Source organism: Pseudomonas sp. p21, assembly GCF_001642705.1.
In the GTDB taxonomy this organism is placed as follows: domain Bacteria; phylum Pseudomonadota; class Gammaproteobacteria; order Pseudomonadales; family Pseudomonadaceae; genus Aquipseudomonas.
In genome coordinates this window covers 126,109-151,746 of sequence record NZ_LWBV01000004.1, presented here as the reverse complement: position 1 = coordinate 151,746, position 25,638 = coordinate 126,109, and the positions used below count along the sequence as shown (strand labels likewise).

At 64.0% G+C, this 25,638-nt stretch carries 26 protein-coding genes; 16 read left to right on the top strand and 10 right to left on the bottom strand.

The window, feature by feature from the left end; all coding sequences use genetic code 11:
• Positions 1 to 4 precede the first annotated feature (4 nt).
• The gene (locus tag A4C63_RS14135) at positions 5 to 217 is read right to left on the bottom strand and encodes a cysteine-rich CWC family protein (RefSeq protein WP_063913192.1); all 213 of its coding nucleotides are present in this window, start codon (positions 215 to 217) and stop codon (positions 5 to 7) included.
• Positions 218 to 360: 143 nt separating this feature from the next.
• On the opposite strand from A4C63_RS14135, the gene A4C63_RS14130 reads away from it, so the two are divergent.
• Entirely contained in the window at positions 361 to 810 is a 450-nt protein-coding gene (locus tag A4C63_RS14130; protein WP_063913191.1) for a hypothetical protein, read from the top strand.
• Between the two features lie 147 nt (positions 811 to 957).
• On the opposite strand, the gene A4C63_RS14125 is transcribed toward A4C63_RS14130, so the two are convergent.
• Positions 958 to 2,064, bottom strand: coding sequence for an enoyl-CoA hydratase/isomerase family protein (locus A4C63_RS14125; RefSeq protein WP_063913190.1), 1,107 nt, complete (start codon positions 2,062 to 2,064; stop codon positions 958 to 960).
• Positions 2,065 to 2,190: 126 nt separating this feature from the next.
• On the opposite strand from A4C63_RS14125, the gene ung reads away from it, so the two are divergent.
• Positions 2,191 to 2,883 (top strand): uracil-DNA glycosylase, encoded by a 693-nt coding sequence (gene ung / locus A4C63_RS14120; protein ID WP_063913189.1) that lies wholly within the window; start codon positions 2,191 to 2,193, stop codon positions 2,881 to 2,883.
• Between the two features lie 120 nt (positions 2,884 to 3,003).
• Here ung and A4C63_RS14115 read toward each other — a convergent pair whose 3' ends face one another.
• The 5 genes from A4C63_RS14115 to A4C63_RS14095 form a co-directional block, all read right to left on the bottom strand.
• Positions 3,004 to 4,035 (bottom strand): AbrB family transcriptional regulator, encoded by a 1,032-nt coding sequence (locus tag A4C63_RS14115; protein ID WP_063913188.1) that lies wholly within the window; start codon positions 4,033 to 4,035, stop codon positions 3,004 to 3,006.
• Positions 4,028 to 5,542 (bottom strand): tripartite tricarboxylate transporter permease, encoded by a 1,515-nt coding sequence (locus tag A4C63_RS14110; protein ID WP_063913187.1) that lies wholly within the window; start codon positions 5,540 to 5,542, stop codon positions 4,028 to 4,030. The genes A4C63_RS14115 and A4C63_RS14110 overlap by 8 nt, the downstream gene beginning before the upstream one ends.
• Before the next feature lie 3 nt (positions 5,543 to 5,545).
• Entirely contained in the window at positions 5,546 to 6,004 is a 459-nt protein-coding gene (locus tag A4C63_RS14105; RefSeq protein ID WP_063913186.1) for a tripartite tricarboxylate transporter TctB family protein, read from the bottom strand.
• A gap of 138 nt (positions 6,005 to 6,142) precedes the next feature.
• Positions 6,143 to 7,123: a tripartite tricarboxylate transporter substrate binding protein gene (locus tag A4C63_RS14100; protein WP_063913185.1), complete on the bottom strand. Its 981-nt coding sequence runs from the start codon at positions 7,121 to 7,123 to the stop codon at positions 6,143 to 6,145.
• Positions 7,124 to 7,169: 46 nt separating this feature from the next.
• The gene (locus A4C63_RS14095; protein ID WP_063913184.1) at positions 7,170 to 8,459 is read right to left on the bottom strand and encodes an OprD family porin; all 1,290 of its coding nucleotides are present in this window, start codon (positions 8,457 to 8,459) and stop codon (positions 7,170 to 7,172) included.
• Positions 8,460 to 8,658: 199 nt separating this feature from the next.
• Here A4C63_RS14095 and A4C63_RS14090 point away from each other — a divergent pair, with 199 nt between their 5' ends.
• Together A4C63_RS14090 and A4C63_RS14085 are read left to right on the top strand one after the other, a co-directional pair.
• Positions 8,659 to 9,330, top strand: a complete 672-nt coding sequence (locus A4C63_RS14090) for a response regulator (RefSeq protein ID WP_063913183.1) — start codon at positions 8,659 to 8,661, stop codon at positions 9,328 to 9,330.
• Positions 9,323 to 10,702 (top strand): sensor histidine kinase, encoded by a 1,380-nt coding sequence (locus tag A4C63_RS14085; protein WP_063913182.1) that lies wholly within the window; start codon positions 9,323 to 9,325, stop codon positions 10,700 to 10,702. Before A4C63_RS14090 ends, A4C63_RS14085 begins: the two co-directional genes overlap by 8 nt.
• A 127-nt stretch (positions 10,703 to 10,829) precedes the next feature.
• Here A4C63_RS14085 and A4C63_RS14080 read toward each other — a convergent pair whose 3' ends face one another.
• Complete coding sequence (locus A4C63_RS14080; RefSeq protein WP_063913181.1) at positions 10,830 to 11,636, bottom strand: HDOD domain-containing protein; 807 nt, start codon at positions 11,634 to 11,636, stop codon at positions 10,830 to 10,832.
• Positions 11,637 to 11,691: 55 nt separating this feature from the next.
• On the bottom strand, positions 11,692 to 12,633 hold the full coding sequence (locus A4C63_RS14075) for a folate-binding protein YgfZ (RefSeq protein ID WP_063913180.1): 942 nt from the start codon (positions 12,631 to 12,633) through the stop codon (positions 11,692 to 11,694).
• Positions 12,634 to 12,766: 133 nt separating this feature from the next.
• On the opposite strand from A4C63_RS14075, the gene A4C63_RS14070 reads away from it, so the two are divergent.
• Entirely contained in the window at positions 12,767 to 13,021 is a 255-nt protein-coding gene (locus A4C63_RS14070; protein WP_003252043.1) for a succinate dehydrogenase assembly factor 2, read from the top strand.
• Entirely contained in the window at positions 13,005 to 13,469 is a 465-nt protein-coding gene (locus A4C63_RS14065) for a protein YgfX (RefSeq protein ID WP_063913179.1), read from the top strand. The genes A4C63_RS14070 and A4C63_RS14065 overlap by 17 nt, the downstream gene beginning before the upstream one ends.
• Positions 13,470 to 13,547: 78 nt before the next feature.
• Here the strand turns inward: A4C63_RS14065 and nadB are convergent, their stop codons facing one another.
• On the bottom strand, positions 13,548 to 15,152 hold the full coding sequence (gene nadB, locus A4C63_RS14060; RefSeq protein WP_063913178.1) for an L-aspartate oxidase: 1,605 nt from the start codon (positions 15,150 to 15,152) through the stop codon (positions 13,548 to 13,550).
• A 434-nt stretch (positions 15,153 to 15,586) separates the two neighbouring features.
• On the opposite strand from nadB, the gene rpoE reads away from it, so the two are divergent.
• From rpoE to pdxJ, 10 genes are all read left to right on the top strand, one after another.
• On the top strand, positions 15,587 to 16,168 hold the full coding sequence (gene rpoE / locus A4C63_RS14055; RefSeq protein ID WP_003252049.1) for an RNA polymerase sigma factor RpoE: 582 nt from the start codon (positions 15,587 to 15,589) through the stop codon (positions 16,166 to 16,168).
• Between the two features lie 31 nt (positions 16,169 to 16,199).
• Complete coding sequence (locus A4C63_RS14050) at positions 16,200 to 16,790, top strand: sigma-E factor negative regulatory protein (protein ID WP_063913177.1); 591 nt, start codon at positions 16,200 to 16,202, stop codon at positions 16,788 to 16,790.
• A gap of 12 nt (positions 16,791 to 16,802) precedes the next feature.
• On the top strand, positions 16,803 to 17,768 hold the full coding sequence (locus A4C63_RS14045) for a MucB/RseB C-terminal domain-containing protein (RefSeq protein ID WP_063913176.1): 966 nt from the start codon (positions 16,803 to 16,805) through the stop codon (positions 17,766 to 17,768).
• Between the two features lie 222 nt (positions 17,769 to 17,990).
• Positions 17,991 to 19,391, top strand: coding sequence for a DegQ family serine endoprotease (locus A4C63_RS14040; protein ID WP_370464236.1), 1,401 nt, complete (start codon positions 17,991 to 17,993; stop codon positions 19,389 to 19,391).
• 181 nt (positions 19,392 to 19,572) lie between these two features.
• Positions 19,573 to 21,372, top strand: a complete 1,800-nt coding sequence (lepA, locus tag A4C63_RS14035; RefSeq protein WP_063913174.1) for a translation elongation factor 4 — start codon at positions 19,573 to 19,575, stop codon at positions 21,370 to 21,372.
• A 5-nt stretch (positions 21,373 to 21,377) separates the two neighbouring features.
• On the top strand, positions 21,378 to 22,232 hold the full coding sequence (gene lepB / locus A4C63_RS14030) for a signal peptidase I (RefSeq protein ID WP_063913173.1): 855 nt from the start codon (positions 21,378 to 21,380) through the stop codon (positions 22,230 to 22,232).
• Between the two features lie 161 nt (positions 22,233 to 22,393).
• Positions 22,394 to 23,083: a ribonuclease III gene (gene rnc, locus A4C63_RS14025; RefSeq protein ID WP_003258487.1), complete on the top strand. Its 690-nt coding sequence runs from the start codon at positions 22,394 to 22,396 to the stop codon at positions 23,081 to 23,083.
• Entirely contained in the window at positions 23,076 to 23,978 is a 903-nt protein-coding gene (era, locus tag A4C63_RS14020; protein WP_063913172.1) for a GTPase Era, read from the top strand. The genes rnc and era overlap by 8 nt, the downstream gene beginning before the upstream one ends.
• A gap of 168 nt (positions 23,979 to 24,146) precedes the next feature.
• On the top strand, positions 24,147 to 24,830 hold the full coding sequence (gene recO / locus A4C63_RS14015; protein WP_063913171.1) for a DNA repair protein RecO: 684 nt from the start codon (positions 24,147 to 24,149) through the stop codon (positions 24,828 to 24,830).
• A gap of 61 nt (positions 24,831 to 24,891) precedes the next feature.
• Positions 24,892 to 25,614 carry a pyridoxine 5'-phosphate synthase gene (pdxJ, locus tag A4C63_RS14010; RefSeq protein ID WP_153670549.1) on the top strand — a complete coding sequence of 241 codons (723 nt, stop codon included), beginning with the start codon at positions 24,892 to 24,894 and terminating at the stop codon, positions 25,612 to 25,614.
• The last annotated feature ends 24 nt before the right edge of the window (positions 25,615 to 25,638 follow it).

Genomic DNA, 25,638 nt, shown 5'->3' with positions numbered 1-25,638 from the left:
ACGGTCAGTGGGAAGCGGGGGAGCGGGTTTGTTCTTCAACGGCGGCGCAGCGCGGGCACAGGCAGGCTTTGTCGCGCAGCTCGGCGGGCAGGGCCTGGAGCACGGCCGGGTCGATGCTCACGCCGAAGCACCAGCAGGCCTGGGTGGCCCGACGCGGGTCGGCCAGGCTGCACTGGTTGAGGGCACCACAGGCGGGGCAGTGCTGGTTGTCATGCATGGCTGCCGCTCACATGTATCAAATTGTTGCAGAAATGGCACTGCACTTCGGCGCCACTGTCTTATTCGATGTCGATGATCGCATTTCACATCGACGCTCGCCAGCGCCGCTGTTCGGGCACTCCAGCGGTCCAGGAGGCCGCCATGTTCTATCGAATCCTGTTGATCGCCCTGCTGGGGCTGATGACTTCCGCCTGCGTTCCGTACTACGAGAGCGAGGGCTATTACCGGTCGGACAACTACTATAGCGACCGTTATGTGTCACCGGATTATTACCGCTATGACCGTTATTACGTGACGCCGCAACCGCGCTATTACTACCAGCCGGCGCCGCGCTACTACTACCGCTCGGCGCCAGCGCCTCATTACCGGTCTTATCCACAGCCGGGGATGAAGCAGTGGCATGGCAACCCGCGCTATGACTATGGCAACCGCCAGCGGTATGACTATGGGCGCGACCGGGACCGTCATGATTATCGCGGTGGCAGCCAGCGCTACGAGAATGACCGTTGGCACTCCAACGGGCGGGGGGACGGTGACCGGCGTTGGGACGGGCGGCGTGGGCACGGGCAAGGGGGGAACTGGCAGCGCTAGGTGAATTGAAAACCGGGGGCGCTTTGCGCCCCTTTCGCGACGCAAGGCCGCTCCCACAGGTACGGCGCAGCATTGGAAACCATCGCTGTACCTATGGGAGCGGCCTTGTGTCGCGATGGGCTGCAAAGCAGCCCCAGACTCTCGAAGCTACCCGAGATCCGCCAGCGGATGCCGCCCCTCCCACACCTTGGCAAAATGCGCCTCGACCACCGCCGCCGGCACTTGCGCCACATCGGGCCAGTGCCAGCGCGGCTGGTTGTCTTTGTCCAGCAAGCGCGCACGCACACCTTCGCTGAATTCCGGGTGGCGGCAGCAGTTCAGGCTCATGCTGTATTCCATCTGGAACACCTGCGCCAACGACAGGTGGCGTGCCCGGGATATTTGTTCCCACACTAGGTGGGCGGTCAGCGGGCAACCTTCATGCAACCGTTGGCCGGCATCTGCCAGCAGCGGGTCGTCGTGGTGCTTGAGCCCCTCCAGTGCGCGCCAGGCGGCGGCGGCATCGGCCACGTCAAGCAACTGATCGATCACCTGCCGTCGCGGCAGCCACTGGGCCTCGGGCAACTCGGCGCAGGCGCGGTGCTGTTCGGCCTTGAGCAGGCTGTTCAGTTGCAGGGCGGTCTGTTCCTGCCAGTTCAATTGCAGCAGTTCCTCGATCAGCGCATCTTGCTGGTGTTCGCCCAGGAAGCGGTCGGCCAGGTCCAGGTCAAGGGCGTCGTGGGCATTGATCGGCGCGCCCGTCAGAGCGAGGAACAACCCCAGCTTGCCCGGCAGGCGGGCAAGGAACCAGCTGGCGCCCACGTCCGGGTACAGGCCGATGCTGATTTCCGGCATGGCCAGCCGACTGCTGGGGGTGACGATGCGCACATTGGCGCCCTGCAGCAGGCCCATGCCACCGCCCAGCACATGCCCATGGCCCCAGCACAGCAGCGGCTTGGGATAGGTATGCAGGGCGAAGTCCAGGCGGTATTCGGCGGCGAAGAAGGCGGCGGCCAGCGGGGGCACGCTGCCGGGGTGGTCGCGGCAGGCTTGTACCAGCGCACGCACATCGCCGCCGGCGCAGAAGGCCTTGGCACCGTTGCCGCGTAGCAGTACGCAGACGATCCCCGGGTCGCGAGCCCAGGCGTGCAACTGTTCGCCCAATACCTCGATCATCGGCAGGTTCAGCGCATTGAGCGCCTTGGGCGCATCCAGGGTGGCGATGCCGATGCGGGCGCCATCGGCGCCGGTGAGTACCTCGCAATGAATGGCCATGGACAACCTCGCGCAAGTCATCGCACAAGTATGGCTTGCCTGGCCGAACATGCCGGTCGTCGGTCGGATCGTTTGACAAGCGGGAAGGGCTTACCTAGTGTCGCGCCATTGTTTATGGAAGGCCCCATGACTGACGACGATCGCATCAAACTCGAACCCAGCTGGAAGGCCGCCTTGCGCGCCGAATTCGACCAGCCCTACATGCATCAGCTGCGCGAGTTCCTGCGCAGCGAATACGCCGCCGGCAAAGAGATCTACCCGCCAGGGCCGTTGATCTTCAATGCCCTCAACTCGACGCCGCTGGACCAGGTGAAGGTGGTCATCCTCGGCCAGGACCCTTACCACGGGCCGGGCCAGGCCCATGGCCTGTGCTTCTCGGTGCAGCCGGGCGTGGCCACGCCACCGTCGCTGGTCAACATCTACAAGGAGCTGCAGCGCGACCTGAACATCCCGATTGCCAATCATGGCTACCTGCAGAGCTGGGCCGAGCAGGGTGTGCTGTTGCTCAACACGACCATGACCGTGGAGCGCGCCAATGCCGCGTCGCATGCCAAGAAGGGGTGGGAGTTCTTTACTGACCGGGTCATCCAGGTGGTCAGCGAGCAGTGCCCGAACGTGGTGTTCCTGTTGTGGGGTTCGCATGCGCAAAGCAAGCAGAAGCTGATCGACGGGACCAAGCACCTGGTGCTGAAGTCGGTGCATCCGTCGCCGTTGTCGGCTTACCGTGGGTTCCTGGGGTGCGGGCATTTCAGCCGGGCCAACAGTTTCCTCCAGCAGCGCGGGCTGGCGCCGATCAACTGGGCGTTGCCGCCGCTGTGATCACCTGAAAGACCGCGTCGCCTTCTTCGCGGGTGAACCCGCTCCCACAGGTACAGCGCTACCCTCAGGGCCTGTGTGGTCCCTGTGGGAGCGGGTTTACCCGCGAAGAGGCCGTCACAGTCATTCCGGGGTTGCATTCCACACCCGGAACAACGGCTCCGCCAGAAACAGCACGAACAACAAGCGCATCACCTGCAGTGCCGTCACCAGCGGCACCGACAACTGCAGGGTCTCTGCCGTCAGACTCATCTCGGCAATCCCGCCCGGCATCATCCCTAGCGTCAGCGAACGCAAATCCAGCCCGCTCATCACGCTCAATACCCAGGCCGCACTGCCGGCAATCGCCATGCACAACGCCGTGGCCACCAGGGTACGCCCAAGGAACCAGGGTGCGCGGCGGAAGAACGCCCGGTTGAAGTGGCAGGCCAGGCCGCTGCCGATCAGCCACTGGCCGATCTGGCTGGCGCCAGTGGGCAGGGCAATCTGCAGGTTGCCGGCAAGGCTCACCGTCGCTGCCACCAGCAATGGCCCGAACAACCACGGGTTGGGCTGGCGCAAACGCTGCCAGAGCAAGGCAGCGGCAACGCCCAGCGGGGCAATCAGCGCCAGCCAGCCCCAGTTCACGCTGCCGGTGTGATTCAACGGCACTCCGTCACCTAGCAGGAACTTGAACAGCGCCGGCACGCACAGTACCACCGCCAGTACGCGCAGGCTCTGCGCCGCCGCCACCTGGCTGAGCACCGCGCCATTGCGCGCGCCAAGGTTGACCATTTCCCCCGAGCCACCCGGCATGCTGGCGAAGAACGCCGTGGCGCGGTCCTCACCGGAGCGCCGCAGCAGCCATACGCTGATCACGCTGGACAGGGTGGTGAACAGCGCGCCGAAGAAGATCAGCGCGAAATGGCTGGCCACCTGCTCGATCACCGCTGGGGTGAAGTGCAGGCCAATGCCGATGCCGATGATCCACTGCCCGCACTTGCGGCCATTGGGGATTTCCGGCAGCTGCCAGCGTGTCAGGCAGCGTACCAGGATGATCGCCAGCAGCGAGCCGACCATCCACGGCAAAGGCCAGCCGACCTTGCTGGCGGCAAAACCGCCAGCAAGGCCGACCAGCCCGGTTGCGACAAACAACGGCAACCAGCGATCAGGCATCGGCCATCGCCCGGCGCTGCAGGCTGCGTTTGCGCCAGATGCGCAGCAGCGGCAGGGTCAGCATGCAAAGGGTCAGTACCCACACCGACATGCTGATCGGGCTCGACCAGAGGATGCCCAGTTCGCCGTTGGAGATCGACAGCGCCCGGCGCAGGTTCTGCTCCATCAGCCCACCGAGGATGAAGCCGAGCAGAATCGGCGACAGCGGGAAGTCCAGCTTGCGCAGGATATAGCCCATGATGCCGATGCCGACCATCAGGAACAGGTCGAAGGTGGTGGCATGCACGGCGTACACGCCGATCGCCGTGATGATGGCGATCACCGGCACCAGCGCCCAGTTCGGCACGGCGAGGATGCGGGTGAAGATGCGGATCATCGGGATGTTGAGGATCACCAGCATGATGTTGGCGATGAACAGCGAGGCGATCAGGCCCCAGACGATGTCTGGCTGCTGTTCAAACAGCAGTGGGCCAGGGGTGATGTTGTACAGGGTCAGTGCGCCGATCATCACCGCGGTGGTGCCCGAGCCGGGTACGCCCAGGGTCAGCATCGGTACCAGGGCGCCGCAGCAGGAGGCGCCAATGGCGGTTTCCGGGGCGGCCAGGCCACGGGCGTCGCCCTTGCCGAATTGGCCTTTTTCACCTGCCAGGCGCTTTTCGGTCATGTAGGCCACGGCACTCGCCAGTGTTGCACCGGCACCTGGCAGCACACCCATGATGAAGCCCAGCAGGCCGCAGCGGATATTGACCACGAACACCGAGGCCGCTTCCTTGAAGTTGAACAGCATGCGCCCGGTGGCCTTGACCGCCTGGTGGCCATGGTGGGTCTTTTCCAGCAGCAGGAGGATTTCGCTGATGGAGAACAGGCCCAGCACCAGCACCACGAACTGGATGCCGTCGGCCAGGTGCACGCTGTCGCCGGTGAAACGGTACACGCCGCTGTTGGCATCGATACCGACTGCCGACAGGAACAGGCCGATCAGTGCGGCAATGAAGGTTTTCAACGGTTTGTCGCCGGCCATGCCGCCAAGAGCGACGATGGCGAACACCATCAGCACGAAGTACTCCGCCGGGCCGAAGGCGATTGCCCATTTCGCCAGCAGCGGGGCGAACAGCACCATGCCGCAGGTGGCGATCAGCGCACCGATGAACGAACTCCAGGCCGACAGCGACAGCGCTACGCCCGCCAGGCCATTGCGGGCCATCGGGTAGCCATCGAGGGTGGTCATTACGGTCGAGGCTTCGCCGGGGATGTTCAGCAGGATCGAGCTGATGCGCCCACCGTACTCGCAGCCCAGGTACACCGCCGCCAGCAGGATCAGCGCCGATTCCGGCGGCAGGCCGAGGGCGAAGGCGATGGGGATCAGCAGGGCCACGCCGTTGATCGGGCCCAGGCCCGGCAGCAGGCCGACCACGGTACCGATCAGCGTGCCGGACAGGGCGGTGACCAGGTTATAGGGCGACAGGGCGACGCCGAAGCCCTGGCCCAGGTAGCTCAAGGTATCCATGTGTCAGTTCTCCAGTACGCTCAGCAGGCCAAGGGGCAGGGGCACGTCCATGACGCGGTCGAACAGCCAGTAGAGGAACAGGCTCATGCCCGCCACCACGATGACGCTGTGCAGCCAGCGGCCGCCGTACAGGCGGGCCATGGGCACGCCGACCAGGATGGCGCTGAGGATGAAGCCCAGGGCTTCGAAGGTGCTGGCGAAAACGATCAGCAGGCCGACGCAGGCGGCGATCTTGATCAGGGTTTCGCGGTCCATTTCCGGCTCGTCGTCCTTGCGCACGATGGGCGTGGGGCGGAACACCAGGTACAGCAGACCCAGGCCCATCAGGCCGAGCATCAACAGCGGGTAGGCGCGCGGGCCCACCGGTTCATAGGAAAACGCCGCCTGGTAAGGCCAGGCCATCACGGCCAGGGCGGCGCACACCGCCAGCAGGGCCAGGGCGAAGATGCGTTGCAGGATCATCAGAGAGTCCTCGTTGAGCATGGACCCTGTGGGAGCGGGCATGCCCGCGAACACCGGCAATGCCGGTGCCAGGCAGCGCGGTGTCTTCTTCGCGGGCACGCCCGCTCCCACAGTGATCGGTGAAAGGGCGGTGGCGGCTTACTGGATCAGGCCAAACTCCCTGGCCAGTGCCTTGTAGTCAGCCACTTGCTTCTTCACATAGACGTCCAGCTCTTCGCCGGTCATGGCGAACGGGAACAGCTCGCGCTGGTCACGCAGCTTGGCGAAGTCTTCCGAGGCCAGCATCTTGTCGAACGACTGCTTCCACCAGGCGTAATCCTCGTCGCTCACCTTTGGCCCCAGGTAGAAGCCGCGCACCACTGGCCAGACGATGTCGTAGCCCTGTTCCTTGGCGGTGGGGATGTCTTTCATCTCGGGCTCGTCCAGGCGCTTTTCCGAGAACACCGCGAGGATGCGCATGTTGCCGCTCTGAATGTGCGGCATGGAGTCGGAGATGTCGGTTGAGCCGACCTGGATATGCCCGCCCAGCAACGCCGTGGCAATTTCGCCGCCGCCTTCCAGCGCCACGTAGCGCAGGTCCCGCGGGTTGATGCCGGCGGCCTTGGCGATCAGCGCCGTCTGCATCCAGTCCTGGCTACCCACGGTACCGCCAGAGCCGATCACCACCTTGCTCGGGTCTTTTTTCAGCGCTGCGACCAGGTCGTCGAGGGTCTTGTAGGGCGAGTCGCTCTTCACCGCGATGGCGCCGTAGCTGGTGCCGACGGCGGCCAGCCATTTCACGGCGTTCTCGTCGAAGCGGCCGAACTTGCCTTGGGCCAGGTTCAGCAACGAGCCGCTGGACCAGGCCACCAAGGTGCCGGCATCGGCCGGGCGCTGTGCGACCACGGCGTTGTAGGCCACCGCGCCGACACCACCGGGCATGTAGGTGACGCGCATCGGCTTGCTGAGAATCTTCTCCTGCACCAGGGCGCTCTGCACCAGCTTGCAGGTCAGGTCGAAGCCACCGCCGGGCGAGGCGGGGGCAATGCATTCTGGGCGTTTAGGTTCGGCAGCGAGGGCGTTGCCGGCCAACAGCAGGCAGCCGGTAGCGAGGACGAGGCGGCGCAGTGAAAAGGTCATCGTCAATCTCCGTGAGCGTTGTTGTTATCAAGTTATCGCTATGGGGTTACCACAGCGCCACGCTGTAGCTCACCAGCAGCCGTACCTCGTCCGCGTCGCGGGCGAAGTTGGAGCGGAAGGTGGCGTTGCGCAGGCGCACGGCGACGTTCTTCAACGGGCCGCTTTGTACCACGTACTTCAGTTCGGTGTTGCGCTCCCACTCCTTGCCCTCGCCACCGGCGGCGCGGCTGACGTTGTCGCCGCTGATGTAGCGGGTCATGAAGGTCAGGCCGGGCACGCCGAGTGCAGCGAAGTTGTAGTCGTAGCGCGCCTGCCAGGAGCGCTCGTCGGCGCCGGCGAAGTCGTTGATCTGGACGAAGTTGACCAGGTACGGGTCGGCACCATCGACGTACGGGAAGGCGCTGTCACCGGACAGTTGCTGCCAGGCGGCGCTGACCTTGTGCCCGCCCAGGGCGTAGCTGAGCATGCCGTTGACAGTGGTGTTGTCGATGTTGCCGGCCTTGGCGGCGCCGGCGTCGTCACTCACAGCCAGGCGCAGGTCGGCGCCGAAGGTACCCGGGCCCCACGGCTGGGTGGCGACCATGCCGATGAAGTGCTGGCGGTAGATATCGTCGAGCTGGGCAAAGTGGTAGCTGCCGGTGATGCGATCGGTGAACTGGTAGTCGAGGCCGGCCAGGTCCAGGTTGTCTGCGCTGAACGAGCCACCGAAACGGCCGTTCTTGTTGTTCAGGGCCAGGTCTTCCCAGTTGGTGTCGTTGCGGTCCTTGGCCTTGTCCAGTCGGCCGCCGGTGAAGGTCAGGCCCTTGACCTCCTTCGAGGTGAGCAGGCCACCTTCGAAGGTTTGCGGCAGGATGCGCCCGTCGTTGGGCTGCAGGGTCGGCAGTTCGGGGATCAGGGTGCCGATCTTCAGCTCGGTCTGCGACACCTTCACCTTGCCGGTCAGGCCGAGCTTGGAGTACTCGTCGGCGGCCTTGCCGTCATCGTGGGTCGGCAGCAGGCCGGTATCGGTGCGGTCGGGGCTGGAGTCGAGCTTGATGCCGAGCATGCCCAGCGCATCCAGGCCGAAGCCCACGGTGCCATCGGTGTAGCCGGACTCGAAGTTGAGGATGAAGCCCTGGGCCCATTCGTCGCGCTTGGATTGCTGCGCACTGGTGCCGTCGCGGAAGTCGCGGTTGAAGTACATGTTGCGGGTTTCGAAGGTGGCCGTGCTGTCTTCGAAGAAGGCTGCCTGGCTCAGCGGGGCGACACCGGCAAGCGCAAGGGCGCTGGCGATGGCGGAGGGGCGTGCGGCAAAGGAACGGGTAGGCGCAAACGCCTGCGGCTGCAATGACAGCATCACTGATGGCTCCGTTTATTGTTCTTATTCGTTGCACCTTGCTGGTGCTTTTTCGGCGCGAAGGGCGACCGTGGTGCGATGCTAGGTAACCAACCTTTCGCTAACCTTTCAGCGTGAAAGGTTTGTCGACAGGGGCTTCACAGGCCTGCCGACAGCGGTACACTCCGCGCCACCGTCCCACCCGAGCAGGGAGATTCCGATGCGTGTGCTGCTGGTCGAAGACCACCTGCAACTGGCCGAAAGCGTGGCCCAGGCCTTGAAGAGCCATGGCCTGACCGTTGATGTGCTGCATGACGGCGTGGCTGCCGACCTGGCCCTGGCCAGCGAGGAATACGCCGTGGCGGTGCTGGATGTCGGCTTGCCGCGCATGGACGGCTTCGAGGTGCTGGCGCGCCTGCGTGGCCGTGGCAAGACCCTGCCGGTGCTGATGCTGACCGCACGCAGCGACGTCAAGGACCGGGTCCACGGCCTTAACCTGGGCGCCGACGACTACCTGGCCAAACCGTTCGAGCTGACCGAGCTGGAAGCACGGGTCAAGGCCCTGCTGCGCCGCAGCGTGCTGGGTGGCGAGCGCCAGCAACGCTGCGGGCCGCTGGTGTACGACCTGGACACCCGGCGCTTCACGCTGGGTGGCGACAACCTGACCCTGACCTCACGCGAGCAAAGCGTACTGGAAGCGCTGATCGCCCGCCCGGGCCGGGTGATGAGCAAGGAGCAACTGGCTGCCCAGGTGTTCGGCCTGGATGAAGAGGCCAGCCCCGACGCCATCGAAATCTACATCCACCGCCTGCGCAAGAAGCTCGACGGCCAGCCGGTGGCCATTGTCACCTTCCGCGGCCTGGGCTACCTGCTCGAGCACCGTGATGCGTGACAACGGCAGCTTGCGCGGGCGCTTGCTCGGCAACCTGGCCTTGCTGCTGGTGGTGCTGATGCTGGCCAGCGGCTTGAGCGCCTACTGGAACGGCCGTGAGGCTGCCGACACTGCCTACGACCGGACCCTGCTGGCCTCGGCGCGGACCATTGCCGCGGGCCTGTCCCAGCGGGACGGTTCGCTGAGCGCGGATGTGCCCTACGTGGCCCTGGACACCTTCGCCTACGACAGTGCCGGGCGCATCTACTACCAGGTACTGGACATCCAGCAGCGGCTGATTTCCGGTTACGAGAACCTGCCAGCGCCGCCGCCGGGCACGCCACGTACCGACGACTACCCGGCGTTGGCGCGGTTCTACAACGCCACCTATCTGGGCCAGGACGTGCGCGTGGTCAGCCTGCTGAAGCCAGTGAGCGAGCCGAACATGAACGGCATGGCGGAAATCCGCGTGGCCGAGACCGAGGAAGCGCGGGTACGCATGGCCCGTGGCCTGATGGCCGACACCCTGCTGCGCCTGGGCATGCTGGCGCTGGGCGCGCTGGTGATGGTGTGGTTTGCTGTGAGTGCCGCGTTGCGGCCGCTGGAGCGCCTGCGCACGGCGGTGGAAGAGCGCCAGCCGGACGACCTGCGGGCCTTGCCGGTGGTGCAGGTGCAGCGTGAGCTGAGCCCGCTGGTGCGAGCTTTGAACCACTTCACCGAGCGTTTGCGCGGCCAGTTCGAGCGCCAGGCGCAGTTCATCGCCGATGCCGCCCACGAGTTGCGCACGCCACTGGCCGCGCTGAAGGCGCGGGTCGAGCTGGGCTTGCGTTCGGCCGAGCCGCAGGAGTGGCGGCAGACGCTGGAGTCTGCCGCCCAGGGCACCGATCGGCTGACCCACCTGGCCAACCAGCTGCTGTCGCTGGCTCGGGTCGAGAACGGTGCTCGGGCGATTGCCGAAGGCGGCGCGCAGCGCCTGGACCTGAGCCAGTTGGCACGCGAGCTGGGGATGGCCATGGCACCGCTGGCGCACAAGCGCGGGGTTGCGCTGGCCCTGGAGGCCGAGGCACCGGTGTGGCTCAAGGGGGAGCCGACGCTGCTCAACGAGCTGTTGAGCAACCTGGTGGACAATGCCCTGGCCCATACGCCAGCGGGCGGTAACGTGATCTTGCGGGTGCTGGCACCGGCGGTGCTGGAGGTGGAGGACGACGGGCCGGGGATTCCCGAGGCCGAGCGTGAGCGGGTGTTCGAGCGCTTCTACCGGCGCAGTGCGCAGGGCAGTGGGCTTGGCTTGGCGATTGTTGGCGAGATCTGCCGGGCGCACCTGGCGCAAGTGAGCCTGCATGACGGTGCGAAGGGCGGGTTGCGGGTGCGGGTGAGTTTTATCGCGGATTGATGTGTTGCCAGTACCGGCCCTTTCGCGGGTAAACCCGCTCTCACAGGGACCGAGCCGCTGCTGAAGGCTGCGCTATACCTGTGGAAGCGGGTTTACCCGCGAAGAGGCCGGCACAGGCTGACACCGGTCAGCGCAACATGCTCCGCGCCTCGATCAGTTCATCCACTTCCAGCTCGGTACCAAACGGCAAGCCCAGGTGGCGGTACGCCGGCAGTGCCGCCAGCGGCCGGTGGCGCCCGGGCTGGCTGATGCAGCGGGCGATTTGCACGATGTCGATGTAGTCGATCTTGCCGGTCTGTCGGTCCAGGTCCTGTACCTGGCTCGGCAGGTTGACCAGTTGTTCCGGAAATTCCCAGGCCTTGAGGATCTTGTCGCCCAGCACCGGCTGGATCTGCTCGATCACATAATGCAGGCACACCGGATCGGACAACAGTTCGTTGTGCTCTTCGGCATAGATCAACACCGGCAGCGCGCCGATCTGGTTGACCAGCCCGCCGAGGGTGGCCTGGTCGGGCTTGAGTTGCGTGTAGCGGCGGCAGATTTCGTAGCTGATACCCGCCACATCCAGGCTGTTGGCCCAGATATCGCGCAGTTTTTGCTCAACCGCCGGCGCGCGGGCGTGGAAAATCTGCTCGATCACCAGGCCAACGGCCAGGTTGCAGCTGTAGTTGATGCCCAGCCGCGTGATGGCGGTGTGCAGGTCGGTGACCTCGACCGCCGCGCGTAGCAGCGGGCTGTTGACGACTTTGATCAGGCGCGCTGAAAGGGCCGCATCGCGACCGATCACCTTGCTCAGGGCCGCTACGCTGATCTCGCTGTCTTCCGCTGCCTCGCGGATGCTCAAGGCAACCTCGGGCAGGGTCGGCAGGACCAGGTCATCCTTTTCGATGGCATCGAGCAACTGTGCTTGAACCATCTCGGCCAGCTTGTTCATGGGCGTGTCTACCGCGTTGGTGGTGCGGCCCCGCCACGTAGGCGGGGCAGGCTGGTCAGCGCTGGATTTCCCGGTCGCGGTCCAGTTCGTAGGGCAGGGTCAGCAGCTGCAGGCGCGGGCCTTCGAGGCTGCCCAGGTGCAGGTTGTCGTCCTCCACCGCTTCGGCGCTGAGCACCGCGAGCAGTTCGCAGGCTGCGCCGTTGCTGGCAGCCATGACCACTTCACCGACCGACGAACCATGGGTGGGGGAGAAGATCTCGGCGCCCGGGGCCGGAATGGCCGGCTGGTCCAGTGCCAGGCGGTACTGGCGGCGCTTGAGCTTGCCCAGGTACTGCATGCGGGCAACGATTTCCTGGCCGGTGTAGCAGCCTTTCTTGAAGCTGACGCCGTCGACGGCCTGCAGGTTGATCATCTGCGGGATGAACAGTTCACGGGTCGGCCCCATGACCTGGCCGATCCCGGCGCGAATCTGCCCCAGCAGCCAGTCGTTGAGGCTGCCTTCGGGCAACGCGGCGGCCAGCGCCTGGCGAACGCTGACGGCGTTGTCAGCCGGCACCCACAGCTCCACGCGGCCAGCGGACACGGCAATGGCGATCAACCCGTCGTGGCGCACGGTGCTGCCAGCTGCTGCAGGCACATCGAGCCCCAGCGCCTGCAGCGCCGCATCGCCGCCTTGCAGGCCGAAGCGTGCCCAGGCAGCGCTTTCATCGGTCAGCGTGGCCTTGGAGAACACGGCGTACTTCTTCAGGTCTGCCAGCTGGGCATCAAGCAGCTCGCTGGCCATGGCCAGCAGGTAGCCGTTGCCTTCGGGCAGGATGCGGAAACTCGACTGCATGCGCCCCTTGACCATGCAGCGGGCGCCTAGACTGGCGTGTTCCTGGCTGAGGTAGTTGATGTTGCAGGTCAGCTGGCCTTGCAGGAACTTGCCTGCATCGGAGCCGCGGACGGCGAGGATGCCCTCATGGGACAGGGGGCAGAAGAAAGCGGAATCGGCCATGGGTCATCGAGGTGGCTAAAGACTGGCGGCCATCATAGAACGCCGGTAACAAAATAGGTAGGTGACTAGACCAACGCCCGGTGTCGCTTCGCTCGCCTGGCTGTATACTGGCGGGCCATTCGAGGAGGGCCCCATGGTCGAACAAACTGAACTCAACCGGCTTTTCTGGCACAGCCGCCGCGGCATGCTGGAACTGGACGTACTGCTGGTGCCTTTCACCCAGGAAGTCTACCCCACGCTCAACGAGACCGACCGCGAACTCTACGTGCGTCTGTTGAGCTGCGAGGATCAGGACATGTTCGGCTGGTTCATGGAGCGCACCGAGTCCGAAGACCCGGAGCTGCAGCGCATGGTCCGCATCATCCTGGACCGTGTCCAGCCCAAGTGAGTGCTTCGAGTGCCGCTGGCAAGGCTCGCGCCTGCTGCTAGCGGCCTACCTGGGTTGCCAGGTACTGGCGTGGTTCGCCGTATGGGCGAGCCCGCTGCCCGGGTGGTTGGCCCTTGCTGTTGTCGCCACCTGTATTGCCCGCGCTGGCTGGGCCATTCCCCGACGTATTTTGCTGACGCATGAGCATGCCGTTGTTGGCTTGCGCCGTGATATGCGCGGCTGGCAGGTGTTCAGCCGTGCCCGTGGCTGGCAGCCGGTGCGCTTGTGCCGGGACAGTGTGGCGTTGCCTGGGCTGGTGGTGTTGCGCTTTGTGCGGGCAGGGCGCTGGTTGGGGCAGAGCCAATGCGTACCGAGGGATGCACTAGGGGCTGATGAGCACCGGCGCTTGCGGGTGCGGTTGAAGTTCAGCCGGCGCAGGTGGGCAGAGGTGGGGGCGAGTCAGGGCTGACAGGTGTTCGTCGTGGCAGCTTCAGCGCCTGCGAGATCGATGTCGCAGGCGCTGAAGCTGCCGCGCCAGGGGCCGGACTCAGATCGGGCTGAGAATGGTGTCCTTGGCCTCGTCCAGCATCCCCGGGTAATCCAGGGTGTAATGCAGCCCGCGGCTTTCTTTGCGCTGCATGGCCGACAGGATCATCAGCTCGGCCACCTGCGCCAGGTTGCGCAATTCGATCAGGTCGCGGCTGACCTTGTAGTTGCTATAGAACTCATCGATTTCGTCCAGCAGCAGGCGAATGCGGTGCTGCGCTCGCTGCAGGCGCTTGCTGGTGCGCACGATGCCGACGTAGTCCCACATGAAGCGCCGCAGTTCGTCCCAGTTGTGCGCAATGATCACATCCTCGTCCGAGTCGGTGACCTGGCTGGCATCCCAGCCGGGCAGGGCCTTGGGCATGGCCACTTCATCCAGGTGCGCCTGGATGTCGGACGCGGCGGCACGGCCATAGACAAAGCATTCCAGCAGCGAGTTGCTGGCCATGCGGTTGGCACCGTGCAGGCCGGTGAAGCTGGTTTCGCCAATGGCGTACAGGCCCGGCACGTCGGTGTGGCCACGGTCGTCGACCATTACCCCGCCGCAGGTGTAGTGCGCCGCCGGTACCACGGGGATCGGCTGGCGAGTGATGTCGATGCCAAACGCCAGGCAGCGCTCGTACACGGTGGGGAAGTGGCTCTTGATGAAGTCGACCGGTTTGTGCGTGATGTCCAGGTATACACAGTCCACGCCCAGGCGCTTCATCTCGTGGTCGATGGCGCGGGCCACGATGTCGCGCGGGGCCAGCTCTTCACGCGGGTCGAAGCGTGGCATGAAACGCTCGCCATTGGGCAAACGCAGGAGCGCGCCTTCGCCGCGCAGGGCTTCGGTGATCAGGAAGCTCTTGGCCTGTGGATGGTACAGGCAGGTCGGGTGAAACTGGTTGAACTCCAGGTTCGCCACCCGGCAGCCGGCCCGCCAGGCCATGGCAATGCCGTCGCCGCAGGCGCCATCGGGGTTGCTGGTATACAGGTAGACCTTGGCCGCGCCGCCAGTAGCCAGCACGGTGAAGCGCGCACCGAAGGTGTCCACCTCGCCGCTGTTGCGGTCGAGCACGTAGGCGCCCAGGCAGCGCTCGCCGGGCAGGCCGAGGCGGCGTTCGGTGATCAGGTCGACCGCAACGCGTTGCTCCAGTAACTGGATGTTCGGGCGTTTGCGGGCCTGCTCCAGCAGCGTGGTGAAGATGGCTGCACCGGTGGCGTCGGCGGCGTGGATGATACGCCGGTGACTATGGCCGCCTTCGCGGGTCAGGTGGAACTCGAAGCCGCCGTCGTCGACGCTGTAGTGCTCGTCGCGGGTAAAGGGCACGCCTTGCTCGATCAACCACTCGATGGCTTCGCGGCTGTGCTCGACGGTAAAGCGCACCGCCTCTTCATGGCACAGGCCGCCGCCGGCATTGAGCGTGTCCTCGACATGCGACTGCACGGTATCGGTATTGTCCAGCACCGCCGCGACACCGCCCTGGGCCCAGAAGGTAGAGCCGTTGGCCAGGTCGCCCTTGCTGAGTACGGCGACTCGCAGGTGGCTGGGGAGGTTCAGTGCCAGGCTGAGACCGGCGGCGCCGCTGCCGATCACCAGGACATCATGTTGGAATTGTTGGCTCATGTCGGGACACTAGTATTCTTTGGAAGGGGCGCGGCACAATAGTCACGCGCCGATGGCATTGTGAAACTATCGTTAAAGCTGGCCGGGTTGCCTTTATAGCAGCCCCGGGTGGCCAATTTCCATGCCACTTGCCTGGTCGCGACAACCTTTGTGGGAACTTTCCGACATGGCCGGAAATCCTATGAAGGCTGCCCACGCGCCACAACATGCCGCGGCGACGCAGGGTGGCAGGCCCGTCCGGGCTGTCCCTGCGTACTCGAAACCTGATTATCGACGTAGCCGGCCGTGACCGCGCCGCGTCTTTCGTGCAAGCCGACCAAGGGCTGCAGGAAACTTGCTTGGAGGGGAGAACTTTTGCGCAAAGCCCGAGTCTATGGTTGCAAGCCTGAACGATGGCCGTTGCAGCGCTCCTTCGAGTTCACTGAGGAGTGTTCATGCTAACCCAGGAAGAGGATCAGCAGCTTGTCGAGCGCGTTCAGCGCGGTGACAGGCGAGCGTTCGATCTGTTGGTGCTGAAGTATCAGCACAAGATTCTCGGGTTGATCGTGCGGTTCGTTCACGACACCCACGAGGCCCAGGATGTAGCACAGGAAGCCTTCATCAAGGCCTACCGTGCGCTTGGCAACTTCCGCGGAGACAGTGCGTTCTATACGTGGCTGTACCGCATCGCCATCAACACGGCGAAGAACTACCTGGTGTCCCGTGGAAGACGGCCGCCAGACAGCGATGTGAGCTCCGAGGATGCGGAGTTTTATGACGGCGATCATGGTCTCAAGGATCTCGAGTCCCCAGAGCGCTCCTTGTTGCGGGATGAAATCGAAGGCACCGTCCATCGCACCATCCAGCAGCTGCCTGAAGACCTGCGCACGGCACTGACCCTGCGCGAGTTCGACGGGCTGAGTTACGAAGACATTGCCAGTGTCATGCAATGTCCGGTGGGTACCGTGCGCTCTCGAATCTTCCGCGCTCGGGAGGCCATAGACAAAGCCCTGCAACCTTTGCTGCAGGAAACCTGAGACAGCGGCGACAGCCAAGAGAGGAACCGCCATGAGTCGTGAAGCTTTGCAGGAATCGCTGTCCGCGGTGATGGATAACGAAGCGGACGAGCTTGAACTGCGTCGGGTGTTGAACGCCGTAGACGATGCTGAAACCCGTGCCACCTGGTCGCGTTACCAGGTTGCCCGCGCAGCCATGCACAAGGAGCTGCTGCTGCCTAACCTGGATATCGCCTCGGCGGTGTCTGCAGCGCTGGCTGACGAAGCGGTGCCGGCCAAGGTCAAGAAAGGCCCATGGCGCAGCATTGGCCGCCTGGCGGTAGCTGCCTCGGTCACCCTGGCGGTGCTGGCTGGTGTACGCATGTACAACCAGGACGAGATCACCGGCGCCGAGCTGGCTGCCCAGCAACCTGCCCAGCAAGGCCTGAGTGTGCCACAAGCCCAAGGCCCAGCCGTTTTGGCAGGCTATAGTGAGAGCAGTGAGCAACCAACCGGGCCGATGGCCAACGGCGTGTTGCAGAACCAGGCCGGCTGGGATCAGCGTCTGCCAGGTTACCTGCGCCAGCATGCCCAGGAGTCTGCGCTCAAGGGCACTGAAACCGCATTGCCGTATGCCCGCGCCGCCAGCCTGGAAAACCGTTAAGTAAGGAGGATCATGCGCGCGCTACCTCTCCTGTCGCTGCTGATTGGCAGCTGCATGACGGTGCCAGCATTGGCAGCCAATTCCTCGCCCGAGGCGAGCGAGTGGCTGAACAAGCTGGCACAGGCCGAGCAAAAGCAGAGCTACCAGGGCTCTTTTGTCTACGAACGCAACGGCAGCTTCTCTTCCCACGAGATCTGGCACAGGGTCGACGACGGCAAGGTCAGCGAGCGGCTGTTGCAGCTCGATGGCGCCGCCCAGGAAATCGTGCGCGTGGATGGCAAGGTAGAGTGCGTCAGCGGGGCCTTGGCAAGTGGTGTTACGACACCCCCGGACGCCGCGCAGCGTGTGCTTGATCCGCTGAAACTGATGGGCTGGTATGACTTGAGCGTGGCGGGCAAGTCACGGGTCGCCGGGCGCGATGCCGTGATCGTGACGCTCACCCCGCGCGACCAGCACCGCTATGCCTTCGAATTGCACCTGGACCATTCTACCGGCCTGCCGCTGCGCTCATTGATGATCAATGACAAGGGGCAGTTGCTGGAGCGCTTCCAGATGACCCGCCTCGAAACCGACGGGCTGCTCAGCGACGATGACCTGCGCCCCAGCGCTGCGTGCAAGCCGGTGCAGCAGGTGGCTGCTGCCGGTAATGACAGGGTCGTCGGCTGGCGTTCGGACTGGCTGCCGCCAGGCTTCGAGTTGGTCAACAGCTCGGTACGCCGCGATCCGAAGCATGACAGCACGGTCAGCAGCCTGATGTATGACGATGGCCTGGCGCGCTTCTCGGTATTCCTCGAACCGGTGAAGGATGAGGGCGGTACTGACATGCGTACCCAGCTTGGCCCGACTTCGGCGGTTTCGCGTCGGCTGAACACGCCAAAGGGCAGGGTAATGGTCACTGTGGTCGGCGAAATTCCGCTGGGTACCGCAGAGCGTGTGGCGCTGTCGATGCGCCCTCAGGATGACCAGGCGCGCCAGTGATGGTGCGCTTTTGCGGGCCTGGTGTGCGGGCCATGCCAAGGCGCGCGTACATGCCGCTGAAATGAAATTAAAGCATTGTCATTTGCAATCCTTCGGCAAATTTTCTATAGGTCAGGCTTCTTGGAGCCTGGCCTTTCCTGCTTTGTGCAGGGGCCTTTCTAAACTACCGCTCGTTGTGACGGGAGCCGTATGTCAATACCACGCTTGAAATCCTACCTATCGATGTTCGCCGCCGTGCTGATGCTCGGCCAGGTGCTCAGCGCCCAGGCCGAGGAAGCCCTGCCGGACTTCACTACGCTGGTCGAGCAGGCCTCGCCAGCCGTGGTCAACATCAGTACCAAGCAGAAGCTGCCGGACCGCCGCATGGCCGCCGGGCAGATGCCCGACCTGGAAGGCCTGCCGCCGATGTTCCGCGAGTTCTTCGAGCGCAACATGCCGCAGCAGCCGCGTTCGCCGCGTGGCGACCGCCAGCGCGAGGCCCAGTCGCTGGGCTCGGGCTTCATCATTTCCAGCGATGGCTACGTGCTGACCAACAACCACGTGGTAGCCGATGCCGACGAGATCATCGTCCGCCTGTCGGACCGCAGCGAGTTGCAGGCCAAACTGGTCGGCACCGACCCGCGCACCGACGTGGCCCTGCTCAAGGTCGAGGGCAAGAACCTGCCGACCGTCAAGCTGGGTGATTCCGAAAAACTCAAGGTGGGCGAGTGGGTGCTGGCCATCGGTTCGCCGTTCGGCTTCGACCATTCGGTGACCAAAGGTATCGTCAGCGCCAAGGGCCGTACCCTGCCTAATGACACCTACGTACCGTTCATCCAGACCGACGTGGCCATCAACCCGGGCAACTCCGGTGGCCCGCTGTTCAACATGAACGGTGAAGTGGTGGGTATCAACTCGCAGATCTTCACCCGTTCCGGCGGTTTCATGGGCCTGTCGTTCGCCATCCCGATCGACGTGGCGATCGACGTTTCCAACCAGCTGAAGAAAGACGGCAAAGTCAGCCGCGGCTGGCTGGGCGTGGTGATCCAGGAGGTCAACAAGGACCTGGCTGAATCGTTCGGCCTGGACAAGCCGGCTGGCGCCCTGGTGGCCCAGGTGCTGGAAAACGGCCCGGCAGCCAAGGGCGGCCTGCAGGTGGGTGACGTGATCCTGAGCATGAACGGCCAGCCGATCATCATGTCGGCCGACCTGCCGCATCTGGTCGGCAGCCTCAAGGATGGTGAAAAGGCCAAGCTGGAGATCATTCGCAACGGCAAGCGCCAGAACCTCGACATCAGCGTTGGCGCACTGCCGGACGACGATGCCGACATCGCTGCCGGCGCCGAAGGCAGTGCCGAGCGCAGCAGCAACCGCCTGGGCGTCTCGGTGGCCGATCTGACCGCCGAGCAGAAGAAAGCCCTGGAACTCAAGGGTGGCGTGGTCATCAAGGAAGTCCAGGATGGCCCGGCCGCGATGATCGGCCTGCGCCCGGGTGACGTCATCAGCCACCTGAACAACCAGGCCATCGGTTCGGCCAAGGAGTTCACCGAAATCGCCAAGGAACTGCCGAAGAACCGTTCGGTGTCGATGCGCGTGCTGCGTCAGGGCCGTGCCAGCTTCATTACCTTCAAGCTGGCTGAATAAGCGGCTTCGCAAGGAGAAAAGGGGCAGCTTCGGCTGCCCTTTTTCATGAAAGTTCACAATTCAGGGGCCAATGCTGTGTACAGCCCGATAGAGGAATCTCCCATATCCCGGCAGCTTAAGGTACAATTCCCGGCTATTTTTCGGCGGGCGTCCGGCTCGCAGCCTTTTCGAGTGTTGACCCGTGAGTGATTTGAGTCATATCCGCAATTTCTCCATCATCGCCCACATCGACCATGGCAAGTCGACGCTGGCCGACCGTTTCATCCAGATGTGCGGTGGCCTGTCGGCACGCGAGATGGAAGCCCAGGTGCTCGATTCCATGGACCTGGAGCGTGAGCGCGGTATCACCATCAAGGCCCACAGCGTCACGCTCAACTACAAGGCGCAGGACGGCAAGGTCTACCAGCTGAACTTCATCGATACCCCCGGTCACGTCGACTTCACCTACGAAGTCTCGCGCTCGCTGGCGGCCTGTGAAGGCGCGCTGCTGGTGGTGGACGCCGGCCAGGGCGTCGAGGCCCAGTCCGTGGCCAACTGCTACACCGCCATCGAGCAGGGCCTGGAGGTCATGCCGGTACTGAACAAGATGGACCTGCCCCAGGCCGACCCGGATCGCGTCAAGGACGAGATCGAGAAGATCATCGGCATCGACGCCACCGACGCCGTGGCCTGCAGTGCCAAGAGCGGCATGGGCGTGGACGAGGTGCTCGAGCGCCTGGTACAGACCATCCCCGCGCCGGAAGGCGATATCGAGGCGCCGCTGCAGGCGCTGATCATCGACTCCTGGTTCGACAACTACCTGGGCGTGGTGTCGCTGGTGCGCGTGCGCCACGGCCGCGTCAAGAAAGGCGACAAGATCCTGGTCAAGTCCACCGGCAAGGTGCACCTGGTCGACAGCGTGGGCGTGTTCACCCCGAAACACACCCAGACCGCCGACCTGAAAGCCGGCGAAGTGGGCTTCATCATCGCCAGCATCAAGGACATTCACGGTGCCCCGGTCGGTGACACCCTGACCCTGTCCACCACCCCTGAGGTCGAGGTGCTGCCAGGCTTCAAGAAGATCCAGCCGCAGGTTTACGCCGGCCTGTTCCCGGTCAGCTCCGACGACTTCGAGGACTTCCGCGATGCGCTGCAGAAGCTGACCCTGAACGACTCGTCGCTGCAATACATGCCGGAAAGCTCCGACGCCCTGGGCTTCGGCTTCCGTTGCGGCTTCCTCGGCATGCTGCACATGGAGATCATCCAGGAGCGCCTGGAGCGCGAATACGACCTGGACCTGATCACCACTGCGCCAAGCGTGATCTACGAGCTGGAACTGAAAACCGGCGAGACCATCACCGTCGACAACCCATCGAAGCTGCCAGACGTCTCGGCGGTCGCCGATTTCCGCGAGCCGATCGTCACCGCCACCATCCTGGTGCCGCAGGAGCACCTGGGCAACGTCATCACCCTGTGCATCGAGAAGCGTGGCGTGCAGCGCGACATGCAGTTCCTCGGCAGCCAGGTGCAGGTGCGCTACGACCTGCCGATGAACGAAGTGGTGCTGGACTTCTTCGATCGCCTCAAGTCCACCAGCCGCGGCTATGCTTCGCTGGACTATCATTTCGATCGCTACCAGTCGGCCAACCTGGTCAAGCTGGACGTATTGATCAACGGCGACAAGGTCGATGCCCTGGCATTGATCGTGCACCGCGACAACGCGGCCTACAAAGGCCGTGCGTTGACCGAGAAGATGAAGGAACTGATCCCTCGGCAGATGTTCGACGTGGCGATCCAGGCAGCTATCGGCGGCCAGATCATTGCGCGGACAACCGTCAAGGCGCTCAGAAAGAACGTACTGGCCAAGTGCTACGGTGGTGACGTCAGCCGTAAGAAGAAACTGCTTGAGAAGCAGAAGGCCGGTAAGAAACGCATGAAACAGGTGGGCAACGTGGAGATTCCACAGGAAGCCTTCCTCGCCGTGCTCAGGTTGGATAGCTAGGTCCTATGTCGCTAAATTTCCCGCTGTTGCTAGTCATCGCCGTCTTCGTCTGCGGCCTGCTGGGCTTGATCGACCTGTTGTTCCTGGCCCCGCGCCGGCGTGCGGCAATCGCCAACTACCAGGGCAGCGTCAGCCAGCCCGAGATGGCGGTGGTCGAGCGCCTGGGCAAGGAGCCGTTGCTGGTCGAGTACGGCAAGTCGTTCTTCCCGGTGCTGTTCATCGTGCTGGTGCTGCGTTCGTTCCTGGTCGAGCCGTTCCAGATCCCTTCGGGGTCGATGAAGCCGACCCTGGAAGTGGGCGACTTCATCCTGGTGAACAAGTTTTCGTACGGCATTCGCCTGCCGGTGATCGACAAGAAGGTCATCGAGGTGGGTGACCCGCAACGCGGTGATGTGATGGTGTTCCGTTACCCGAGCGACCCGAACGTCAACTACATCAAGCGTGTGGTCGGCCTGCCAGGCGACGTGGTGCGCTACACCAACGACAAGCGCTTGTTCGTCAACGGCCAGCCGATTGCCGAACAACTGGTGGGCACCGAGCCGGGCACCCTGGGCAGCGCCGAGCTGTACAAGGAAAAGCTCGGCGAGGCCGAACACCTGATCCGCAAGGAAATGAGCCGTTACCGCATGCCGCCGGACCAGCAATGGACCGTGCCGGCAGGCCATTACTTCATGATGGGCGACAACCGCGACAACTCCAACGACAGCCGTTACTGGGATGACCCGAACATCCCGAAGGAACTGCACGGCATGGTTCCGGACCGGAACATCGTCGGCAAGGCCTTCGCGGTGTGGATGAGCTGGCCAGAGCCCAAGCTCAGCCACCTGCCCAACCTGTCGCGGGTCGGTCTGATCCATTGATACCCATCGGCGCTGGCCAGCAGGCAGCGCCGAATGCATTTCTGACATAGGCTGTGTTCTCAGGGATCGGGAGATTCGTCGCAAATCGCGGCGGGCCACAGCCAAACAGTCTTTCAGGATGTTGATTTGAACAACGCGTTGAACAACGAACGGGTGGCTGCATGAGTGCTCCCCTTGCCCGTCTGGAGCGAAAGCTCGGTTATACCTTCAAGAACCAGGACCAGATGCTCCTGGCACTGACCCATCGCAGCTACGCCGGGCGCAACAACGAGCGCCTGGAGTTTCTCGGTGATGCCATTCTCAACTTCGTCGCCGGCGAAGCGCTGTTCGAGCGCTTCCCGCAGGCCCGCGAAGGCCAGCTGTCGCGCCTGCGCGCGCGCCTGGTCAAGGGTGAGACCCTGGCCCGCCTGGCCCGTGGTTTCGACCTGGGTGATCACCTGCGCCTGGGTTCGGGCGAGCTCAAGAGCGGCGGCTTCCGCCGCGAGTCGATCCTGGCCGACGCCCTGGAGGCGCTGATTGGCGCCATCTATCTGGACGCCGACATGGAAACGGCGCGGGAGCGCGTGCTGGCCTGGCTGGCCGATGAGTTTGAAGGCCTGACCCTGGTCGATACCAACAAGGACCCGAAGACCCGCCTGCAGGAGTTCCTGCAGTCGCGCAGCTGTGAGCTGCCACGTTACGAAGTGGTTGATATCCAGGGCGAACCGCACTGCCGGACCTTCTTCGTCGAATGCGAAGTGGTGCTGCTGAACAACAAGAGCCGTGGCCAGGGCGTTAGCCGGCGTATCGCCGAGCAAGTCGCCGCCGCGTCTGCACTGATCGCCCTGGGCGTGGAGAATGGCAATGACTGATAGCAACCCGACCCGCTGCGGCTACGTGGCCATTGTCGGCCGCCCGAACGTAGGCAAGTCGACCCTGCTCAACCACATCCTCGGGCAGAAGCTGGCGATCACCTCGCGCAAGCCGCAGACCACCCGCCACAACATGCTCGGCATCAAGACCGAGGGTGACGTGCAGGCGATCTACGTCGATACCCCGGGTATGCACAAGGCCAACGACAAGGCCTTGAACCGCTACATGAACCGCAACGCCTCGGCGGCCCTGAAGGACGTCGACGTGGTGATCTTCGTGGTCGACCGCACCAAGTGGACCGACGAGGACCAATTGGTACTGGAGCGCGTGCAGTACGTGACCGGCCCACTGATCATCGCGGTCAACAAGACCGATCGCATGGAAGAGAAGGCCGAACTGATCCCGCACTTGCAATGGCTGCAGGAGCAGTTGCCGAACGCCGAAGTGATGCCGATTTCCGCACAGCAGGGGCACAACCTCCAGGCACTGGAAGCACAGATCGCCAAGCACCTGCCCGAGAACGATCACTTTTTCCCGGAAGACCAGATCACTGACCGCAGCAGCCGCTTCCTGGCCGCCGAACTGGTGCGCGAGAAGATCATGCGTCAGCTGGGTGCGGAATTGCCGTACCAGATCACCGTGGAAATTGAAGAATTCAAGCAGCAGGGCCACGTGCTGCACATTCACGCGCTGATCCTGGTCGAGCGCGACGGCCAGAAAAAGATCATCATTGGCGACAAGGGCGAGCGCATCAAGCGCATCGGCTCCGAGGCGCGCAAGGACATGGAAGTGCTGTTCGACTCCAAGGTCATGCTCAACCTGTGGGTCAAGGTGAAAGGCGGCTGGTCCGACGACGAGCGCGCCCTGCGTTCGCTGGGTTACGGCGACCTGTAAGCCTCGCACGGCCCCCCTTTGTGGGAGCGGCCTTGCGTCGCGATAGTGCTGCGAAGCGGCCCCAGAATCTATGCAATAGCCAAGATCTTGGGGCCGCTGCGCGCCCCTTTCGCGACACAAGGCCGCTCTCACAGGGATTTGCATCAAACTTGGGCTGAGTGATCTTCCATGGAACAACCTGTCGGCCAGCCAGCCTACGTGCTGCACAGCCGTGCCTACAAGGAAACCAGCGCGCTGGTGGACTTCTTCACCCCGCAGGGCCGCATGCGCGCCGTGCTGCGCCGTGCGCGTGGCAAGGGTGGCAGCCTGGTACGGCCGTTCGTGCCGCTGGAGCTGGAGCTGCGCGGACGTGGCGAGCTGAAGAATGTCGGTCGGATGGACAGCGCCGGCATCGCCGCCTGGCTGCATGGCGATGCCCTGTTCAGCGGGTTGTACCTCAACGAACTGCTCATGCGCCTGCTGCCCGCCGAAGCGCCTTTCCCGGTGCTGTTCGAGCACTACACCCTGACCCTGCAGGCCCTGGCCGCCGGTCGTCCGCTGGAGCCGCTGCTGCGCTCCTTCGAATGGCGGCTGCTGGACGAGCTCGGTTATGCGTTTTCGTTGCACCACGACGTCAATGATCAGCCGATCACGGCCGACGGCCTGTACCGCTTGCGTGTGGATGCCGGCCTGGAGCGAATCGAACTGGTGCAACCCGGGCTGTTCCGCGGTACCGAGCTGCTGGCCCTGGCCGAAGCCGACTGGGATGCCCCAGGTGCCTTGCTCGCCGCCAAGCGCCTGATGCGCCAGGCACTGGCGGTTCACCTGGGGGCAAAACCGCTGGTCAGCCGGGAACTGTTTCGCAAGCGCTGATCACGACGTATGCTGTGGGGCTCAATCTTCAGGAGAGCCTTTCGTGACTCACAGCAACCGCATGCTTCTTGGCGTAAACATCGACCACGTGGCGACCCTGCGCCAGGCCCGGGGCACGCGTTACCCTGATCCGGTCAAGGCTGCTCTGGATGCCGAGGAAGCAGGCGCCGATGGCATCACCGTGCACCTGCGTGAAGACCGCCGGCACATCCAGGAGCGTGACGTGGTACTGCTCAAGGATGTGCTGCAGACCCGCATGAACTTCGAGATGGGCGTCACCGAAGAGATGATGGCCTTTGCCGAGAAGATTCGCCCGGCGCACATCTGCCTGGTACCCGAAACCCGCCAGGAACTGACCACCGAAGGTGGCCTGGACGTGGCGGGCCAGGAGGCACGGATCAAGGCGGCGGTTGAGCGCCTGTCGCGTACCGGTGCCGAAGTGTCGCTGTTCATCGATGCCGACGAACGGCAGATCGAGGCATCGCGCCGGGTTGGTGCGCCAGCCATCGAGCTGCACACCGGGCGTTACGCCGATGCCGAAACCCCGACCGAAGTGGCCGAGGAACTCAAGCGTATCGTTGATGGCGTGGCATTTGGCGTGGGGCAGGGGCTGATCGTCAATGCCGGCCACGGGCTTCATTACCACAACGTCGAGGCGGTGGCGGCGATCAAGGGCATCAATGAGCTGAACATCGGTCATGCGCTGGTGGCGCATGCGCTGTTCGTCGGCTTCAAGGCCGCAGTGGCCGAGATGAAGGCGCTGATCGTGGCGGCTTCGCGCTAACCGCTGGTCGCCTGTACCGGCCTC

What these genes read in the sequence shown, in the direction of transcription:
- A4C63_RS14125 (WP_063913190.1), bottom strand. Translation starts at nt 2,064, where the DNA reads ATGGCCATTCATTGCGAGGTACTCACCGGCGCCGATGGCGCCCGCATC.
- lepB (WP_063913173.1), top strand. Translation starts at nt 21,378, where the DNA reads ATGTCGCTAAATTTCCCGCTGTTGCTAGTCATCGCCGTCTTCGTCTGC.
- era (WP_063913172.1), top strand. Translation starts at nt 23,076, where the DNA reads ATGACTGATAGCAACCCGACCCGCTGCGGCTACGTGGCCATTGTCGGC.
- A4C63_RS14110 (WP_063913187.1), bottom strand. Translation starts at nt 5,542, where the DNA reads ATGGATACCTTGAGCTACCTGGGCCAGGGCTTCGGCGTCGCCCTGTCG.
- A4C63_RS14045 (WP_063913176.1), top strand. Translation starts at nt 16,803, where the DNA reads ATGCGCGCGCTACCTCTCCTGTCGCTGCTGATTGGCAGCTGCATGACG.
- A4C63_RS14040 (WP_370464236.1), top strand. Translation starts at nt 17,991, where the DNA reads ATGTTCGCCGCCGTGCTGATGCTCGGCCAGGTGCTCAGCGCCCAGGCC.
- A4C63_RS14115 (WP_063913188.1), bottom strand. Translation starts at nt 4,035, where the DNA reads ATGCCTGATCGCTGGTTGCCGTTGTTTGTCGCAACCGGGCTGGTCGGC.
- A4C63_RS14085 (WP_063913182.1), top strand. Translation starts at nt 9,323, where the DNA reads ATGCGTGACAACGGCAGCTTGCGCGGGCGCTTGCTCGGCAACCTGGCC.
- A4C63_RS14095 (WP_063913184.1), bottom strand. Translation starts at nt 8,459, where the DNA reads ATGCTGTCATTGCAGCCGCAGGCGTTTGCGCCTACCCGTTCCTTTGCC.
- rnc (WP_003258487.1), top strand. Translation starts at nt 22,394, where the DNA reads ATGAGTGCTCCCCTTGCCCGTCTGGAGCGAAAGCTCGGTTATACCTTC.
- ung (WP_063913189.1), top strand. Translation starts at nt 2,191, where the DNA reads ATGACTGACGACGATCGCATCAAACTCGAACCCAGCTGGAAGGCCGCC.
- A4C63_RS14100 (WP_063913185.1), bottom strand. Translation starts at nt 7,123, where the DNA reads ATGACCTTTTCACTGCGCCGCCTCGTCCTCGCTACCGGCTGCCTGCTG.
- A4C63_RS14130 (WP_063913191.1), top strand. Translation starts at nt 361, where the DNA reads ATGTTCTATCGAATCCTGTTGATCGCCCTGCTGGGGCTGATGACTTCC.
- A4C63_RS14080 (WP_063913181.1), bottom strand. Translation starts at nt 11,636, where the DNA reads ATGAACAAGCTGGCCGAGATGGTTCAAGCACAGTTGCTCGATGCCATC.
- A4C63_RS14135 (WP_063913192.1), bottom strand. Translation starts at nt 217, where the DNA reads ATGCATGACAACCAGCACTGCCCCGCCTGTGGTGCCCTCAACCAGTGC.
- A4C63_RS14050 (WP_063913177.1), top strand. Translation starts at nt 16,200, where the DNA reads ATGAGTCGTGAAGCTTTGCAGGAATCGCTGTCCGCGGTGATGGATAAC.
- A4C63_RS14105 (WP_063913186.1), bottom strand. Translation starts at nt 6,004, where the DNA reads ATGATCCTGCAACGCATCTTCGCCCTGGCCCTGCTGGCGGTGTGCGCC.
- pdxJ (WP_153670549.1), top strand. Translation starts at nt 24,892, where the DNA reads ATGCTTCTTGGCGTAAACATCGACCACGTGGCGACCCTGCGCCAGGCC.
- A4C63_RS14090 (WP_063913183.1), top strand. Translation starts at nt 8,659, where the DNA reads ATGCGTGTGCTGCTGGTCGAAGACCACCTGCAACTGGCCGAAAGCGTG.
- rpoE (WP_003252049.1), top strand. Translation starts at nt 15,587, where the DNA reads ATGCTAACCCAGGAAGAGGATCAGCAGCTTGTCGAGCGCGTTCAGCGC.
- recO (WP_063913171.1), top strand. Translation starts at nt 24,147, where the DNA reads ATGGAACAACCTGTCGGCCAGCCAGCCTACGTGCTGCACAGCCGTGCC.
- A4C63_RS14075 (WP_063913180.1), bottom strand. Translation starts at nt 12,633, where the DNA reads ATGGCCGATTCCGCTTTCTTCTGCCCCCTGTCCCATGAGGGCATCCTC.
- A4C63_RS14070 (WP_003252043.1), top strand. Translation starts at nt 12,767, where the DNA reads ATGGTCGAACAAACTGAACTCAACCGGCTTTTCTGGCACAGCCGCCGC.
- nadB (WP_063913178.1), bottom strand. Translation starts at nt 15,152, where the DNA reads ATGAGCCAACAATTCCAACATGATGTCCTGGTGATCGGCAGCGGCGCC.